The 16,853-nt window shown below is 65.4% G+C and carries 14 protein-coding genes; 8 read left to right on the top strand and 6 right to left on the bottom strand.

The features are described from left to right. Positions 1-128 precede the first annotated feature (128 nt). Positions 129-755, top strand: coding sequence for an FMN reductase (locus tag WMN78_RS11305; protein ID WP_340533819.1), 627 nt, complete (start codon positions 129-131; stop codon positions 753-755). A gap of 74 nt (positions 756-829) precedes the next feature. Further along, positions 830-1,213 (top strand): zf-TFIIB domain-containing protein, encoded by a 384-nt coding sequence (locus tag WMN78_RS11300; RefSeq protein WP_340533818.1) that lies wholly within the window; start codon positions 830-832, stop codon positions 1,211-1,213. 29 nt (positions 1,214-1,242) lie between these two features. On the opposite strand, the gene WMN78_RS11295 is transcribed toward WMN78_RS11300, so the two are convergent. Both WMN78_RS11295 and WMN78_RS11290 read right to left on the bottom strand, forming a co-directional pair. Further along, positions 1,243-1,854 carry a hypothetical protein gene (locus WMN78_RS11295; RefSeq protein ID WP_340533817.1) on the bottom strand — a complete coding sequence of 204 codons (612 nt, stop codon included), beginning with the start codon at positions 1,852-1,854 and terminating at the stop codon, positions 1,243-1,245. 2 nt (positions 1,855-1,856) lie between these two features. Then, positions 1,857-2,324, bottom strand: a complete 468-nt coding sequence (locus WMN78_RS11290) for a hypothetical protein (RefSeq protein ID WP_340533816.1) — start codon at positions 2,322-2,324, stop codon at positions 1,857-1,859. A 687-nt stretch (positions 2,325-3,011) separates the two neighbouring features. On the opposite strand from WMN78_RS11290, the gene dnaB reads away from it, so the two are divergent. After that, complete coding sequence (dnaB, locus tag WMN78_RS11285; RefSeq protein WP_043479700.1) at positions 3,012-4,394, top strand: replicative DNA helicase; 1,383 nt, start codon at positions 3,012-3,014, stop codon at positions 4,392-4,394. A gap of 3 nt (positions 4,395-4,397) precedes the next feature. Here dnaB and WMN78_RS11280 read toward each other — a convergent pair whose 3' ends face one another. Further along, positions 4,398-5,399 (bottom strand): acyl-CoA thioesterase, encoded by a 1,002-nt coding sequence (locus WMN78_RS11280; RefSeq protein WP_340533815.1) that lies wholly within the window; start codon positions 5,397-5,399, stop codon positions 4,398-4,400. Positions 5,400-5,505: 106 nt separating this feature from the next. Then, positions 5,506-9,981, bottom strand: coding sequence for a fibronectin type III domain-containing protein (locus WMN78_RS11275; protein ID WP_340533814.1), 4,476 nt, complete (start codon positions 9,979-9,981; stop codon positions 5,506-5,508). Between the two features lie 418 nt (positions 9,982-10,399). Here WMN78_RS11275 and aztD point away from each other — a divergent pair, with 418 nt between their 5' ends. Next, positions 10,400-11,809, top strand: a complete 1,410-nt coding sequence (gene aztD / locus WMN78_RS11270; RefSeq protein WP_340533813.1) for a zinc metallochaperone AztD — start codon at positions 10,400-10,402, stop codon at positions 11,807-11,809. A 111-nt stretch (positions 11,810-11,920) separates the two neighbouring features. On the opposite strand, the gene WMN78_RS11265 is transcribed toward aztD, so the two are convergent. Then, positions 11,921-12,355 carry a DoxX family protein gene (locus tag WMN78_RS11265; protein ID WP_340533812.1) on the bottom strand — a complete coding sequence of 145 codons (435 nt, stop codon included), beginning with the start codon at positions 12,353-12,355 and terminating at the stop codon, positions 11,921-11,923. A 146-nt stretch (positions 12,356-12,501) separates the two neighbouring features. Between WMN78_RS11265 and WMN78_RS11260 the strand changes: the two genes are divergently transcribed. The 3 genes from WMN78_RS11260 (at position 12,502) to WMN78_RS11250 (ending at position 15,015) form a co-directional block, all read left to right on the top strand. Then, positions 12,502-13,854: an MATE family efflux transporter gene (locus WMN78_RS11260; RefSeq protein WP_340533811.1), complete on the top strand. Its 1,353-nt coding sequence runs from the start codon at positions 12,502-12,504 to the stop codon at positions 13,852-13,854. Between the two features lie 89 nt (positions 13,855-13,943). Further along, the gene (locus WMN78_RS11255; RefSeq protein ID WP_340533810.1) at positions 13,944-14,540 is read left to right on the top strand and encodes a hypothetical protein; all 597 of its coding nucleotides are present in this window, start codon (positions 13,944-13,946) and stop codon (positions 14,538-14,540) included. 82 nt (positions 14,541-14,622) lie between these two features. Beyond that, entirely contained in the window at positions 14,623-15,015 is a 393-nt protein-coding gene (locus WMN78_RS11250) for a hypothetical protein (protein WP_340533809.1), read from the top strand. A 43-nt stretch (positions 15,016-15,058) separates the two neighbouring features. Here WMN78_RS11250 and WMN78_RS11245 read toward each other — a convergent pair whose 3' ends face one another. Further along, on the bottom strand, positions 15,059-15,601 hold the full coding sequence (locus WMN78_RS11245) for a CGNR zinc finger domain-containing protein (RefSeq protein WP_340533808.1): 543 nt from the start codon (positions 15,599-15,601) through the stop codon (positions 15,059-15,061). A gap of 104 nt (positions 15,602-15,705) precedes the next feature. On the opposite strand from WMN78_RS11245, the gene WMN78_RS11240 reads away from it, so the two are divergent. Continuing rightward, on the top strand, positions 15,706-16,719 hold the full coding sequence (locus tag WMN78_RS11240; RefSeq protein WP_340534017.1) for an EamA family transporter: 1,014 nt from the start codon (positions 15,706-15,708) through the stop codon (positions 16,717-16,719). Positions 16,720-16,853: the final 134 nt, after the last annotated feature.

The following is a 16,853-nucleotide window of genomic DNA, read 5'->3' as shown; positions in this document are numbered from 1 at the left end:
GCGCTTGTCAGCAGGCCCAACTCGGCAGTGTTCCGGTGGCGCGGAATAAACATGACGGCCAGCCGGTTTAGTCGATAGATGCAAACGCATATACTCTGGATTAGACCGCTGACCTTCAGGAGCACACCGTGGAAACCCGCCGCATAACCGTTCTCTCCGCCGGACTTGGCGTACCGTCGTCGAGCAGGCTGCTGGCCGATCAACTCGCTGCCTCCGTTGAACGCCGGCTGGCCGCCGCCGGCTATTCAGTGGCCGTGGACGTGGTGGAACTCCGTGACCTTGCCGTGGACATTGCCAACAATTTCGTTACCGGATACGCGGCGCCACGGCTGGCCGAGGTGATTGCCGGCGTGGCCGACTCGGATGGCATCATTGCCGTCACCCCGGTTTTCAGCGCCTCCTACAGCGGCCTCTTCAAGTCCTTCTTCGACGTCCTGGATCCGAAGTCGCTCGAGGGCAAAGCTGTCCTCCTTGGCGCAACCGGGGGCACCGACCGCCACCAGATGGTACTGGACTATGCGATGCGCCCCCTCTTCAGCTACCTGCGGACGCGCACGGCCGCCACGGGCGTCTTCGCCGGTCCCCAGGACTGGGGCAGCGCGGACGACGGCGGATCGCCCCTTTCGGTGCGGATCGACCGGGCAGCGGATGAGTTCGCCGGACTCGTCATGGCCGCTCAGCCGCGGCGCGCGCAGCAGGCCGCCGAGTCCCTGCCGTTTGAGCAGCTCCTGGCGGGGATCTCAGGCGGCCGCTAGGCTTTGGCGCCAGCTCCCCGGGAGCCGTCCGGTGTGAGCCGAACTATTCCAGGGTTCCGGTCGTTGAGCGGGACATGAAATGTCCTGTGGATTCAATAGACCTGGTAATGAGTGAGCGCAGTGGAGTGGAGATCGACTACTGTCCGCAGTGCCGGGGCGTGTGGCTTGACCGCGGCGAGCTGGACAAGATCATAGACCGCGCCGCCGAGCTTGCGGGTCCGAGTACACCGGTTTCTCCCGCTGCGCCGGCCGCCCCTGCCGGTCCCGGGCTTATCCCGCCGCCGTTGTACAGCAACCTGGACCCGCGCCGGGATGACAGGCGGCCGGACGATCGACGCTATGACGACCGTCGGGACCGGCCCCGGTACGATCAGCCCCGCTATGATGACCGCCGCCATGACGACCGCCGTCGGCCCAAAAAGAAGGAAGGCTGGCTCGGCGAGCTCTTTGATTTCTGAGCCGCACCGGTACCACGGCCCAGGGGGGCTCAGTCGTCGAGCAGGGCGATGAACTCCCTGGCCTGCTTCATGGAAATGTCAGAGTGGCGCGTCAGCGCCGTTGCTGCCGCCTCGGTGTCTCCGCTCCTGGCCAGAGTGCGGATCCGGCCGTAAATTTCGTCGTTCAGCATGTTGCTGCTGACTTCCCGGGTGACATCGCCCTTGCTGGCAATGGCGCGGTAGCGGTAGGGGAAGCGCTGGGGGGTGTCGTCGTCGTCGGGCTCCGCCGCCTCAGGGGCCGCTGAGTGGAACGGCTGAGGATGGGCGGCCAGGGCACCGACGGCGTCGCGGGAGGCCCGCAGGCCGTCGCCAGAGGCTTCGTAGTACAGCTTGATGGCCGCCATGGCCTGACCTTGGGCGATGAGGGCGTAAAGGCGCCGGTGCTGGTCTTCGGTGAGCTTGGCTGCGGCGGCACGGGCGCGTTCCGCGGGATCTCCGGGAAGTGCGGTGCCGCCTGCCGTCGCGGTGGAGGTCCTTGCGCTGTCCGCCTTGGCGGTGGAAGCCCGGGCGCCGGCAGTTCGCCGTCCCAAGGCGCGGGCCATGAGCAGGACGGCAGCTCCCGCAAGCAGCAGGATCAGGACGGGGATGACTAGCGATTCCATTGCTACAGCCGATCTATGTAATTCTTGGCGGTCAAAAGATCTGAATGAGTTGCCTGCCGCAGCATTTTGATGGCCTGGAGTTTCTGGCCGTTGCGGGCCATGGACTGAAGCTGCAGGGCGAACTGCGGGTTCAATTGGCCCCCAGGGAGGACCGGGCCTTGGTAGCCGTGCATGCCCACGCCCGGACCTGACCCGGCCTGGGCGCGCAAGGCCGCCCGCGCGTGGTCGGCCTGCTGTGATTGCTGTTGCTCGTTTTGGCTGGGCCGCGTGGCTGCATCAACGCGCGCCCGCGCGGCCGTGGCCGCCTTCACCTGGGAGGCGTAGTGCGCCTGCGACCGGAGAGCCAGTTCCAGCTGGTAGCGCTCTGCGTCGGAGATGCCGGTGTCCCGCGGTTTGAGTGCCGTGGAAACCGCCCAGATCACTGCCACAAGGATGAGGGCAGGCAGCATAACTATTAACACATCGCCCATACCAAGAGCTTATGCCAGTTCGCTGTTATCCACAGCATATTCTGGGCGGCGCATACAGCCAGCAGGTGCTGGCGTCAATTCGCGACCTTCGCCGTGGCGCAAATCACAGGGAGCGTATATTCCACGTCACTGGAGCTCGCGTTACTGGCCGGTATCCCCAATATGAACCTGCAAGCTGTGGATGAACGTTCCGCCAAAATATCTTTAATCCACACGGCATTTTGAGCGTTTTCGCAGGTCAGAAGCATATCCGCCGTCAAACTTTTTTTGTTTCCACAGGTGACCCCACAGGCTGTGCACAAGCAGCGGCCCTTAGTCCACAACTTATCCACAGCTGTGCATGTATGTGGGCTTGGTGGGCCGGAGCAGGGGTACTAACGTAGCGGGATACCTGTTTTTGGGGCACGAGTAGTTGATTCCGCCGCTTGGCCGGAGCCCTTTGGCATCCACCCCGCGGCGGACGTGAACGCTCAATTGTGGATAACCTCCGCAAACTGGGGATAACTGGATTTAAGGCCGGAACAGCGGGTGCCGGCCCAGCCTGCGTATTAGGGCTGTCAGTGCCCGGTGGTAGTACTGGTCCTGCCGCGCAGCGGGGTTCCGCTGGGCAGGGCATCCCAACGACAGATAGCTACAGCACCGACGGCAAGAGGAATCCGCCGCGGTACACAACGGAGGACGGCAGCTTTGTCAGTTACGCACCTGGACTCAATCGAGGGCACCCGGAGTTCCGAAGGCAGTCGCAAGCCGCCCCAGGACATCCCCGCTGAACAATCAGTCCTGGGCGGCATGATGCTGTCCAAGGACGCCATTGCCGATGTCGTTGAGATCCTGCGGGGCCAGGACTTCTACCGTCCCGCCCACGAGACGATCTACGAGGCCGTCATTGACCTCTACGGCCGCGGTGAGCCTGCCGACGCCGTGACGGTCTCCGATGAGCTGACCAAGCGCGGCGAGATCAACAGGATCGGCGGACCCGCCTACCTTCACGAACTCATCCAGACCGTCCCCACGGCGGCAAACGCCGGGTACTATGCGGAAATTGTTGCCGAGCGTGCCGTCCTGCGCCGGCTGGTCAATGCCGGAACCAAGATCGTCCAGCTTGGCTACGGCTCGGACGGAGAAGTGGAAGACCTCGTCAACCAGGCGCAGGCCGAGGTGTACGCTGTCGCCGAGCGGCGCACCGCCGAGGACTATGTGGTCCTCAAAGACGTCATGGAATCCACTGTGGACGAGATCGAAGCCTCAGGCCACCGCGGCGAGGGGATGGTGGGCGTCCCCACGGGCTTCTACGAACTGGATGAGCTGACCCACGGCCTGCACCCGGGACAGATGATCGTCATCGCTGCCCGCCCGGCCGTCGGTAAGTCCACGTTCGCGCTGGACTTTGCCCGGTCCGCTGCAATCAAGAACAACCTGGCCACGGTGATGTTCTCCCTGGAAATGGGCCGGAACGAGATTGCCATGCGCCTGCTGTCCGCGGAAGCCACCATCGGCCTCCAGGACCTCCGCAAGGGCACCATCAAGGACGAGCAATGGTCCAAGATTGCCACCACAATGGGCCGGATGAACGATGCCCCGCTGTTCATTGACGACAGCCCCAACATGTCGCTCATGGAGATCCGGGCCAAGTGCCGGCGGCTCAAGCAGCAGCACGACCTCAAGCTGGTCATCCTTGACTACCTGCAGCTCATGAGCTCCGGCAAGAAAGTGGAGTCCCGACAGCAGGAAGTCTCCGAGTTCTCCCGTGCGCTGAAGTTGCTGGCCAAGGAACTCCAGGTGCCCGTGATTGCCCTGTCGCAGCTGAACCGTGGCTCCGAACAGCGCCAGGACAAGCGCCCGATGGTCTCTGACCTGCGTGAATCGGGCTCCATCGAGCAGGACGCCGATATGGTCATCCTGCTTCACCGCGAGGACGTCTACGACAAGGAATCGCCGCGCGCCGGCGAGGCCGACATCCTGATCGCCAAGCACCGTAACGGCCCCACCAAGGACATTGTGGTGGCATTCCAGGGCCACTATTCGCGGTTCGCCAACATGGCCGCCGACGCCGGAGGCGGCGGCTTCTAGCGGCTACTGGCCGCCGGCCTGCGGGGCCTCATGGACCCCGCCTGCGGTGAGAAGGTGGTTGGGCAGCCGGTTTCCCGGCGCCCGGCCCCGGATCTCCAGCAGTTCCCGGGCGTGGGCATGCAGGCGCTTGTCCTCTTCGGAGACCGGAACCCAGGGCGGAATCGGTACCGAGTTTCCGGCCGCGTCCCTGGCCACCATGACGGTCAGGCAGTACGTGGTCAGATTCATCTCCCTGCCCTTGGGATCCCCGGACCGGACGTGCACGGCAATATGCATCCCCTTGGTGCCCGTGTACACGAGCCGGGCCTCCACCTCCACCACGTGGCCGATCAGCAACGGCCGGTAGAAGCGCACCCCGCCGGAAAACACCGCGACGGTGTCCCTGCCGCAGTACCGGGACGCGCACACATAGGCGGCCTCGTCGATCCATTTCATGACGATGCCGCCGTGCACCTTGCCGCCCCAGTTCACGTCCGTGGGGGCTGCCATGAAGCGGAGGACGACCCGTTCGGCGGTGCCGGCGTCCGTATATTCCTGCGCGTTCATCGCCTTGACGATGTCTTCGCGCACCTTGATGCGGGCCAGGGCGTGGTCCCGCTGCTCGATCTCCTCCGGGGTGGAGGCCTCGAACTGCGGCACCGGCACAGGCTTCCCGTCCGGCCCCACGGCCACAAAAATCACCATGCACTGGCTGCGCATGGTGGCCGGTCCGCCTTTGGGATCGCCGGAGGACACCACCGTGCGGATGTGCATGGAGGACCGTCCGGTGTAGACGATGGTGGCGGTGACTTCCACCATGTCGCCGCTGTTGACCGGATCGGCAAAGTGGATGTTGCCCACGTAGGCCGTTACGCAGTAGGACTTGGCCCAGCCGACTGCTGCGGCGTAGGCCGCCTTGTCCACCCATTCGAGAACGGTGCCGGCGTCCACGGAGCCGCTGTGGCCGACGTCCATGGGGGCCGCAAGGAAGCGGAGGGTCACTGAATTGGCGGCAGTCTCGCTCATGCTGAGAGTTTACTGACCACGCGGCGTACGGGCGGGTCGGACTGACACAAACGCCGCCCCATCCGCCATATGCGGGTGGGGCGGCGTCCGTTTCCGGGTGGATTCCTTAGCGGGCTCCGGTGTAGACGATGTCCGGCTGGGACGGCATCTCCATTCCCTCACCGATGAAGAAACCCGGGTGCGGGGGCTGGTTGTACGAGATGTTCTCGCGGGCCACTGAGAGGCGGTACACGGAGTCGTGCATCAGGGTCCGCAGGCGGATGTCGGTCGGAGCCGCGGTGGTGTAGATCCTCAGCTCCGTGCTGTCCGACGACGGCCAGGCGATTTCCTCGCGCCAGTCACCCAGGAGGTCGGCCTGGATGGCGGGGGTGCCCTTGGTACCGTTGTTGGACTTGGCGCCCGTGGCCGTCAGCAGCCTGTCGCTGGTCTCGGTGTTCCAGTTCCACTTGCTGATGGTGGGCACTCCGCTGTATGTGGCGTCGTCGAAATCGTGGTCAACGATCTCGCGCAGCAGGTCGCCGTCCCACCACGCCAGGAAGTTGGCGGCCGGAATCTTCTCCGCGATCAGCTCGCCCTTGGCTGACATCAGCCGGCCCACGGGCGAGTTCCATGCCGCGGTGCCGCCGATTGCCCAGCCTTCGGCACCCGCGTAGCGGGGATCGATGTCCCCGGCTGCGCCGCGGCCGGTGTCCTTGAGGGCCGGAATGCTCCACAGCACTTCACCGGTCCGGGAATCACGGAATGTCGCACCGCGGTTCCCGCTGGAGCTCATGTCCTCGTGGACCGCGAAGGTCTCCAGTCCGGGCCGCGACGGATCGAGGTCGCTGGTGTGGATCGCGTCGCCGTGACCCAGGCCCGTCGTGTAGAGCGGCTGGCCGTTGTCATCGATGGTCATGGAGCCGAAGACGAACTCGTCCTTGCCGTCCGCATCCACGTCCGCCACGGAAAGGTTGTGGTTGCCCTGCCCGCGGTACTGCGTGCCGGCTACGTCCGAGTCGAAGATCCAGCGCTTGATGATCTTGCCCGCCACGAGGTCGTACGTCGCCAGCACGGCACGCGTGTAGTAGCCGCGGCTGAACATCATGGAGGGGTGTTCGCCGTCCAGGTAAGCCACCGCGCCGAGGAATCGGTCCACGCGGTTGCCGTAGCCGTCACCCCAGGCCGCCACGTCGCCGCGCGGCGGATCGTACTTCACGGTGTCCATGATGGTGCCCGTCTGCCCGTGGAAGACGGTGAGGAACTCGTCGCCGGTGAGGACGTAGCCGCTGCTGGTCCGGTAGTCGGCGTTCGGGTTGCCGATCACGGTTCCGGCTGCGTCCCGGGTGCCGTCCGCCGTCTTCATGGCGATTTCGGCCTTGCCGTCGCCGTCGAAATCGTACGCAAGCAGCTGGGTGTAGTGGGCGCCGGCACGGATGTTCGGGCCCATGTTGATGCGCCAGAGCTTCGTGCCGTCCATCCTGTAGGCGTCAACGTACACCGTTCCGGTGTAGCCGGCCTGCGAGTTGTCCTTGGAGTTGGAGGGGGACCACATCTGTATGACTTCGTACGCGCCGTCGCCGTCGACGTCGGCCACGCTGGCATCTCCGGCGGAGTAGCTGTAGGGCTGACCGTCCTTCGTGTAGTCATCCGCAGGCTTGTCCAGCTTGATGGCCAGGTAGTTGCGGGACATCGGCGTGAACTCGGCCGTCAGCTGGTCTGAGCCGGCGCCCACAGCCTTGATCACGTATTTGGACGAGGCCGTTCCGCCGGCGTCAAGGTACGACGTGCTGTTCCGGACCGGATCCACGGTGAGCTGGACGCCGTCGCGGATGACATGGAAGCCGATCTGTTCCGGATCCAGGCCCAGCATGCGCCAGCCGACGCGGACGCCTCCTTCCGTCAGCAGGGCCACGGGAGCGCGGTCCAGCGTCTCCGCCTGCCGGTTCACCACCGTGACCCTGTCCGTGCCGATTACAGGTGACGGTGCCGACTCGCCGCCCTTGTTGACGGCCGTGACGCGGTAGTAGTACCTGATGGTGGTCAGCACCGTCGTGTCCGTAAAGGTCACCTCGGTGCCGCGCCCGGCGTAGGCGAAGGTGCCGTCTGCCGACGTCGAACGGTACACATGGTAGGCGGCTGCCTCGCTGACCTTCTGCCACTTAAGGCTTACGCTGCTCTTCTCAATGCCCTTGATGTCCACCTTGGCCGGCGCCGCGGGAGCTGGCGTGTTCGGGTCGGTCAGGGACACGTCCACGGTGTTGGACGGCACTGATTCGAGGCCGGTGTTGTCCACTGCAACGACGTAGTACTTGTAGGGCAGCCCTGCGAACGCGGTGGTGTCCTTGAAGGACGTTTCCGTGATTTGTTCAGCAACAAGCTGCGGCTGCGCCTCGAAGTTTGCCTGCCGGAACACTTTGTAGCTGGCGGCGTCGGCTACGGCATCCCAGGCGAGTGCCACTGCCGCCGGATCAGCTGCGGCATCCACGGCGGTGGTGCGCAGGTTGGTGGGGCCGACCAGCAGGGGAGTGACTTCCAGGCCGTTGAGCCGCTGGCCGGAACCGCTGATGGTGACATTGAGCTGGCCGTCGGTCACCAGCACCTGGCTGATGATCTTTTCGGCCGAGGACTCCTTGCCGGATGAGACCTGCCCATAGCCCTTGCCTTCCACTGCCACGTCGGTCCGCGTGGATCCGATCCAGTCGCTGTGATAGCTCTTCAGCGCGTAGGTTCCGTTGGGCACATCCAGCTGGAACTCGAAGCTGGAGCCGCTGAGCACGAAGTCACGGAGCAGGTCGGTGGTGACGGCACCGCGGTCCCGGTCGCTGAGGACCGAAAGGTCCTTGAAGCCGAAACCGCGATCCTTGCTGTACGCCATGGTGCGGTTGACCCCGGTGTAGCCGGCCTCAACCGGGGCGCCCACGGGGCCGAAGTCGAACTTGTATTTGGCTTTCTTGGTGGTCAGGGCCAGGGCATCGCTGGGCTCGGACAGCCCTTTTCCGTTCATCGCAGCGATCCGCACGTTATAGGCGGTGCCTTCAGCCAGGCCCGCGAGGTTTGCGGTCGGGATGGTTGCCGTGGTGGCCAGTTTGTAGGCGCTATCCGGTTCGGATGCCAGCTTCCGGTACACCTTGTAAATGTCCGTGCCTTCGGCGGGCTGCCATTTGAGCAGCGCCCCGGCGTTGGAGATGCTGCCGGCCACCAGGCCCAGGGGCTTGGCGGGAACGCTCGACGGCGGGGTGGCCTCCGTGGCGCGTGCGGCCAGCGGAACGCTGAGCTGCTTGACGCCGCCCGCCAGCAGCCGTGCCATCTGGATGGCGCCGTACTCCTGGAAGTGGGTGTTGTCCACGGTTCCGTTCGGCCGGTTCGGGTACACGCCCGCATCCACGTGGAGGAACACCGACTTGGTGTCCTCCGGGCCGATTGCATCGAAGTAGGCGCGGCTCAGTGCGGACAGATCCACCAGCGCCACGTTCTCTTCGGCGGCCAGTTCCTTCATCTTGTCCACGTACTCGGGGAAGCTGACATTGAATTTACCCGTGGCTTCGTCAAAATCGCGCCGGCCCACCGGTGTCACCAGGACCGGGGTAGCCCCGCGCTGGCGGGTTCCGTCGACGTAGGTGCGCAGGTATTCCTTGTAGTCTGCGGGGGACGCATACCGGTCATCAACACCCGCTGTGGCGTCGTTGTGGCCAAACTGCACCATCAGGTAGTCGCCGGGGTTGATGACGCGCAGGATTTCATCCAGGCGTCCCTGGCTGATGAAGTTCTTGGAGCTGCGTCCGCCAATCGCGTGGTTGAAAAAAGAAACCTTGTCATCAAAGTAGCGGTCAATCATCTGGCCCCAGCCGGCCTGCGGGATGTAGCCGGCGTCATAGGTCTGCACAGTGGAATCGCCGGCGAGGTAGACGGCGGGATCCGCAGTGGCGGTCCGCGGTGCGCGGGCAGCGATGACCAGCGAGTTGATCTTGGCCGCACTGCCGCCAAAGTCGAGGTTCAGCTGCCCGTCCACGAGTGAGATGGGGAATTCCATTTCAAGGTACTGGCCTGCCGGCTTGTCCGTGAGTTGGACCTTGGCCATCTTCTCGGCTGTGATGGCAATGTTGGTGGTTGCGGCGGCGTCACCTGCAACGAGCTTGACGGTGTAGTCGCCGTTGGGGAGGTCCACCAGGAAGCTTCCGCCCTGGGCCTGGACGAAATCGGACCGCAACGGGTCGGCGGTGCCGCGGTCCGTGCCCGAGGTCAGGGTGGTGTCCGTAAAACCGAACTTCAACGCGGCGCTGTACGCCTGGCCGGCATCCACCCGGGTGTAGCCGTCAGCGGTGGCACCGGGTCCGAAGTCAAAGCGGAAGCCTGCACCGGCGGGCGGCAGCGGCGTTTCCGCGTGGACCGCGGGCAGGCCCGTAAAAGCCACCGCCGCCGCCGCCACTGCTGCGGTGATGGTCTTGGCGCCGGGGAATCGCGCTCCGGAGAAGCGGTTTTCGCCGGTGCCGCGGACGTCACGTTCGTTGCCGTTGCCGTTGCCGTTCCGTGTTCCGGAGCTTCCTACCGGCGGGGGGCCGGAGCGGCCGTCCTGCCGGATGCTTTGTTGTGGGGGATAACTCACGAACATCTCCTTTGATGGCCTGTGGAAATACCAACCACAGTGTTGGACTTTGTATCGTTTCAATACTTCAATGCATGACGGAGCGGAAGTGACGCTGGAGCATGGGCCCTGGGGCGGCCAAAGGCCGCCAGCGTGCAGCGCGTGGGATGAATATGGCGCTTCATCCGCCGCGGTCCATGCCGCACGCCCAGGCGGGCCCCTTGGGTGCGGTCCGGTGTTACTGAAGTTACTGCTGATAATGCGTGTACTGCCCTGATGTATCGGTACAGGTTTAGCAGTGGATCGTTTCAATGGTCAAGGGCTCTTGTTTCTTTTCTGTGACTTTTTGTTATTCGATGTCACAACTTAGTCAAAAAGTGTTCGATGACTGAGTCGCACCCAATTTGAGAAGTAAATGAGAATCACTATCATTAACAGCATGAAGACCCGAACTGGTGTTATCCACCGACTGACCCACGCATCCCGCTTCCTGTCACCGTCCCGGACGCCCGGCTCGCGGCCGAGTCCGCCCGGGTTGCAGCCCGGCTCGCAGCCCGCTTCGCGGCCGAGTCCGCCCGGGTTGTCCGCGGCAGCCGGCATCGCCGTGGCGGCGCTGCTGTTGAGCGGCTGCGCCGCCGATCCCGGGCGGGGTTCAGGGGGCCGGGTCCCGGGAGCGGATCCGCAGCCCGGCGGCCAGCCCGCCGGGTCGCCCCCTGCGCGCCAGGAGGTCCAGGGCCCCGCCCCCCGGCTGGTGCTGACCCATGCCGAGGGCATAACGGTGCTCGACGCCCGCTCGCTGGAGGTGGTGGGGGAGGCGGGGCTGGACGGCTTCAATAGGCTGAACCCCGCCGGGGACGGCCGGCACGTCCTGGTATCGACGGGAAACGCGTTCAGGGTGTTTGATGCCGGTGTGTGGACCGAAAGGCACGGCGATCACGGGCACTCCTACGCTGCCCCGCCGGTACTGACGGATGTTGCGTTCGAGGCCGGCAAGTCCGGACATGCGGTCTTCCATTCCGGCAGGACTGCGCTCTTCAGTGACGGTTCAGGCAAGGTGGAAGTGTTTGACCCGGCCGGGCTGGCGAAAGAAGCGGGCGTCCTTCCCGAAACCGACGTCTACACCACGCCGGAAGCCCATCACGGCGTTGCGGTGCCTTTGGAGGACGGGAAATTGCTCGTCACTCTCGGCGACGACGAGTCGGGGCGGGGGATTGCGGTGCTGGCTGCAGGGACAGGCCAGGACCGGGCGGAACTGGTGCGCAGCGAGGACTGCCCGGGAGTTCACGGCGAGGCGGTGGCCGGTCATGACGCCGTGGTGGTGGGCTGTGAAAACGGCATGCTGGTCTACCGGGACGGGAAGATTTCTAAAGTGTCCAGTCCCGATGACTACGGGCGGATGGGAAACCAGGCGGGATCCCCTGAGTCGCCGGTGGTTTTGGGCGACTACAAGGTGGACAAGGATGCCGTGCTTGAACGGCCCACACGGATCTCACTCGTGAACACGGAGACGGCCGCCCTGCAGCTCGTGGAACTCGGCGCGAGCTATTCGTTCCGGTCGCTGGGCAGGGGTCCGTCCGGCGAGGCCCTGGTCCTGGGGACCGACGGCGCCTTGCGGATTATCGACCCTATGACCGGAAATATCGCCTCAGTCGTTCCGGTGGTTGCGGCATGGGAGGAATCCGAAACCTGGCAGGACCCCCGCCCGACCTTGTTTGTGCAGGGCTCCACCGCTTATGTCACAGAGCCCTCAAGCAGCTCGATCCATGCCGTGGACCTATCGTCCGGAAAGGTCAGCAAGTCTGCTGAGCTCCCGCATGTGCCCAACGAGCTGACGGGAGTGTCCGGGTAATATTCCTCAGCGGGAATACTTTAGGTTTCGCCCACGAACGACGCCGGGCCGGCCACTCGCGTGACCGGCCCGGCGCCACTCGGGGTTGACCCCCCAGGGGTGATCTTCGCTTTAGGCGAGGACGCTCAGCTTGGAGTTGCTGCGGCCGAACAGGGCCCGGTCCACAGCCACCTTGCCGGCGCCGGTCAGGGCAATCGCCAGGGCTCCGGCCGCAAGCAGCAGCACCAGTTCGTAGCCGCCCGTCGCGGCGAATACGCCGGCGGGTGCGTGGACCATGAACAGGGCGCCCAGCATGTTGATGGCAAGGAGCGCGGCGAAGACGCGCGTCAGCACGCCCAGGATCAGGGCGATTCCGCCGACGAGCTCAAGCGTGGCTACGGCGGGGGCTGCCAGTTCAGCGGCCGGAACGCCCATTTTGGCGAACGCCGCCTGCGTGCCGGCGATGGTCCACTCGTTGAACTTCTGCCAGCCGTGGGCTGCGAAGAGGAAGCCCGCAATGACGCGCAGGATCGTGAGTGCTGTGGTGGTCAGGGTGGACTGGTTCATGGAGTTCTACCGTTTCGGAGATCGGGGAGCGGCACACCCATCAAGGAGTGCCGTTGAAGTTTCAATAGTTAACTGTGCCAAGAATTAGTTGAAGAGTCAACTAATTCGTGCGGCATGTGACAGGTGTCTCCGGCTAGGCTGGCTCCGTGCCTGAATCACGCGCCGCCCCTCGGGCCGTTCCTGCCGGCCGGAACACCCGGGAAATCCTCCGCCTTGCCGTCCCGGCATTCGGCGCCCTCATCGCGGAACCGCTCTTCCTGCTGGCGGACTCGGCCATCGTTGGACACCTCGGCGTGTCCCAGCTGGCTGGCGTGGGGCTGGCATCAGCTGTGCTTCATACGGCCGTGGGGCTGATGGTTTTCCTGGCGTATTCCACCACGCCGGCCGTTGCCAGGGCCATTGGTGAGGGCAAGCTTCCCAAGGCCCTCGCGGCTGGCCGGGACGGCGTCTGGTTGGCGCTCGTCCTGGGCCTGGGGCTCGCGGCGGCAGGGTTCGCCGGTGCAGACCTTCTTGTCGACCTGATGGGCGCCACGGGGGAGGTCCGCCAGTTTGCGGTTGACTACCTCCGCTGGTCCATGCCCGGGCTCGTGGCCATGCTGCTGATTTTCGCAGGCACCGGCGTACTGCGGGGCCTCCAGGACACCCGGACGCCGCTGGCCGTCGCCTCGGCGGGGTTCACCCTGAACATCCTCCTCAACCTGGCGTTGGTTTACGGCCTGGGGTGGTCCGTGACCGGTTCCGCGGTGGGAACCAGCATTGCCCAGTGGGGCATGGCCTTGGTGTACCTGGTGATCGTGCGGCGCAATGCGCGTGACCACGGAGTTTCGCTCCGGCCCGACTGGCGGGGCGTGCGTGCCATGACCAAAGTGGGGTCCTGGCTCATGCTGCGCACGCTGAGCCTGCGCATTGCGATCCTCGCAACCGTGCTGGTGGTCACGGCGCAAGGCCCCATAAACCTGGCTGCCCACCAGTTGGCCATGACCATCTTCACCTTCCTGGCATTCGCCCTGGACGCCCTGGCCATCGCCGCCCAGGCGCTGATCGGCAAGGAACTGGGGGCAGCGAATTCCGCCATGGCGCGCGAACTGACCCGGACCATGATCCGCTGGGGTACGGTATTCGGCGTGGTCACCGGAGGGTTGCTGGCCGTCGCCGCCCCCTGGGCCGGTGCGTTGTTCACGTCCGACGCCGGCGTCCAGTCGGCGCTGATGCTAGCCCTGTGGGTCCTCGCAGCCGGGCAGCCGGTGGCCGGCTATGTGTTTGTGCTGGACGGCGTCCTGATCGGGGCCGGGGACGCGAAGTACCTGGCGATTGCCGGCGTCGTGAACCTTGCGGTGTACCTGCCGCTGCTGGCGGCTGTCCGGCTCTCGGACATTGGCGGGCCCACGGGGCTCGCGTGGCTGTGGGCGGCCTTTTCGGTGGGCTACATGTCCGCCCGGGCGGTGACCCTGGGGCTGCGGGCGAGGACCGACAAGTGGATGGTCTTGGGTTCGCCCTAGGCGGGAATTCCGAACGGTCCTGCCCGTTGCGGCCGGTGGCCGGTTTCCATCCGGTTCGCGTGGATTCCGCCGCGCACTAAACTGGACCCGTGACCCTCCCCGCATCTCCCGCCGATCCCGCTTCCCTGACGGCTCCCGCCGCGGACCTGTGGAAGCCGGTGCTCACCAGGGCCGTCGTTGCCCTCGCCTTCGGCGCGGTAACGGTGTTCTGGGCGTCGCCCTCGGCCTCCGAAATGGGTTGGGCGGCCGGCCTTTACCTGCTGGCCATCGGCGTGACGCTGCTCCGCGGACTCGGGAAGTTCGGTCTCGCGGCCAGGCAGCCGGCCGGCAAGGTCATGGCAGCCGCCGGCGCCGTCGTGACCGGAGCGGGCGTGGCTGTGGCATTCCTGGGCAGCGAACTTGTGTTCGGTGTCCTGGGGGCCCTGGGTCTGGGCGTGCTGGGGGCGGCGGAACTCTACCTCGGATTCCTGTACCGCGGACGCAGTGTCTTGGCCCGTGACTGGCTGGCCTCCGGCGTGATCGGGCTGGGGACGGCCGTGGCACTGCCGTTCTTCATCAGCCTCGGAGCACACGCCCTGCTCGGCGTTGCCGGCGGCGGTGCCATCATTTCGGGCGTCCTGTGGATACTGGCGGCCCTGACCCTGCGGCACGATGCGCGGTCCGTTTCCAGTGAGGCCGTAAACTAGTAGCGAACGGTTCTACTTGGCGTAGAACAAACGCTTGACTTAAGCGGCGGTGCTCCGGCCGCGCCGCACGGGAGGAAACACCTTGGCACACCAGAAACCAGGAGAGCCGCGCAATCTGCGGACCTCGGTCAAGGGACCCCTCATGTTCTCCGCGTTCTGGGCTGTCCTTGCCTTCGTCGCCGTGCTGATTTTCGCCTCCGGCGGCAGTGCCCGGACGCCCCGTTTCGACCTCGCGTTCACGGGAGCGGGCATTGCGTTCATCGTGACACTGGTGATTGCCGCGATGCTTTCGATGAGCCACAAGGACAATGCCGACCACCTCGGTAAGGGTTCCGGCGTCAACCTGAGTTCCAAGAAGTCGTCCGGACACGGCGGCTTTTCCGCGCGCCCCGGCACCCAGGCCGGCGGCCCCCAGGCTCCGGGCGCACAGGCTCCCGGTGCGACGGATTCCTCGCCCGGCAGCGATCCCCGCTAGGCGCGACGCCCCCTCAAAGCGCGCCCGCTGAACCCGCTTCCCGTTACGAGGCGGCCTTCCGCGCGCGGTAGGCGGCCACATGCGCCCTGTTGGCGCAGTTCCCGGTATCGCAATACCGCTTGGACCTGTTCCGGCTGAGGTCCAGCACCACGGCATCGCAATCCTCCGCGGCACACACCAGCATCCGGTCCATCTCCTTGCTGCGGATCACATCCACCAGCGCCATAGCGGCCTCCGTGCCCATCCTGTCCGCCAGCGGCGCCTCCCGGGTGGTGGCGTGTAGGTGCCAGTCCCATTCATCGTGCTTGATCAGTTGCGGAAGCGCGTTCGCTTCGCGGAGCAGGCGGTTTACCGTCTCAACTGCCGCGTCCTCATCCATGGTCCAGAGCCCGGAAAGCTGGCTCCGCAGCTTGTGGACGCTGGCCAGTTCAGCGGCATCCCGGGTCCTCGCGCCGGAGAAGCCTTCCGCATGGAGGAAACGGTCCAGGTCCTCGATCGTGGCGAGGTGCTCTTCTCCGTTGGCCGCGCTGTTGATCAGCGCCACCACGGTGCGGAGCGCCACTTCAGTGTCAGGGGCAAAAACCATCTTGACTCCTTACAGGTTCCCGGCGTAATGTCATGACCATTACCCCACTTTACTCCTGACAGGAGGTAGCCGTGCCTGCCGTAAGCAAACGCGCCGAAGCGTCTATCCAGGGCGCCGTTCCCCGTCCCGGTGCCGCGCACCGGCCCGGCGGCTTCCTGGCCTCCGGGCTCGGCGTGGCACTGTTTTCCTCGGCCGTCTTCGGCCTCTCCGGATCGTTTGCCAAGTCCCTGCTCGAAACCGGCTGGACTCCCGGCGCGGCAGTGACCGCCCGCCTCACCGGTGCCGCCATCATCCTTGCCATCCCGGCTGTCCCTGCCCTGCGCGGCCGCTGGCACCAGCTGAAGGACAACTGGCTGACCATCCTGCTGTTCGGACTGATCGGCGTGGCGGCGTGCCAGCTCTTCTACTTCAACGCCGTCGAACGCCTTTCGGTGGGCGTTGCCCTCCTCCTCGAGTACCTGGCGCCGGTGATCATCGTCCTCTGGCTGTGGGCTGCGAGCCGCCGGCGTCCCCGGGCGCTCACCATCGCGGGAACGCTGCTTTCACTGGGCGGACTCGTCCTGGTCCTGGACCTCACAGGTGCGGTCAGGATTGATTTCGTCGGTGTCCTGTGGGGCATCGCCGCCGCCGTCTGCCTGGCGATCTACTTCTTCATCACGGCCAAGGAAAATGACACCCTTCCGCCTATCGTCCTGGCGTCCGGCGGGCTGATGGTCGGCGCGGCGGTGATGTGGCTGGCAGCAGCCACCGGCCTTCTGCCCATGGCGTTCAGCACGGCGGACACCACGCTCGGACCGTGGGTCACACCGTGGTGGGTTTCTTTGGGCGGACTGGTTGTCCTGGCCACCGTCCTCGCTTACGTTTCGGGCATTGTGGCCGCGCGGGCCCTGGGTTCGAAGGTGGCATCGTTTGTGTCGCTCACCGAGGTGCTCTTCGCCGTCATCTGGGCATGGCTGCTGCTCGGTGAATTGCCCGGTCCCGTCCAGCTGCTTGGCGGGGTGCTGATTGTGGGCGGTGTGGTTCTGGTCCGCGTCGACGAGCTTCGCGGTGCAGGCGCCCCGGCAGCGCCGGTGCCGGCGCCGCTGGACCACGCGAACGACGTCGAACCCGTACCCTAATCGGACGCACCACCGGGCGTCCCGTCAGCCCTGTGAAGCTAGACCCGTTAAAGGCGGATGCCCCGGACGCAATGTTGCGTCCGGGGCATCCGGTAATACGGCAGTTCTTGGGAAATGCATCCCCGGCGGGAGGC

The sequence above is a fragment of the Arthrobacter oryzae genome (genome assembly GCF_037911235.1).
GTDB lineage: Bacteria > Actinomycetota > Actinomycetes > Actinomycetales > Micrococcaceae > Arthrobacter > Arthrobacter oryzae_E.
Note: the sequence above shows the minus strand (reverse complement) of the source record. Positions and strands in the feature narration are given on the sequence as shown.

Excerpts from the sequence above, each read along its gene's own strand:
- aztD (WP_340533813.1), top strand. The coding sequence starts at position 10,400 with ATGAAGACCCGAACTGGTGTTATCCACCGACTGACCCACGCATCCCGC.
- WMN78_RS11300 (WP_340533818.1), top strand. The coding sequence starts at position 830 with ATGAAATGTCCTGTGGATTCAATAGACCTGGTAATGAGTGAGCGCAGT.
- WMN78_RS11295 (WP_340533817.1), bottom strand. The coding sequence starts at position 1,854 with ATGGAATCGCTAGTCATCCCCGTCCTGATCCTGCTGCTTGCGGGAGCT.
- WMN78_RS11280 (WP_340533815.1), bottom strand. The coding sequence starts at position 5,399 with ATGAGCGAGACTGCCGCCAATTCAGTGACCCTCCGCTTCCTTGCGGCC.
- WMN78_RS11290 (WP_340533816.1), bottom strand. The coding sequence starts at position 2,324 with ATGGGCGATGTGTTAATAGTTATGCTGCCTGCCCTCATCCTTGTGGCA.
- WMN78_RS11245 (WP_340533808.1), bottom strand. The coding sequence starts at position 15,601 with ATGGTTTTTGCCCCTGACACTGAAGTGGCGCTCCGCACCGTGGTGGCG.
- WMN78_RS11265 (WP_340533812.1), bottom strand. The coding sequence starts at position 12,355 with ATGAACCAGTCCACCCTGACCACCACAGCACTCACGATCCTGCGCGTC.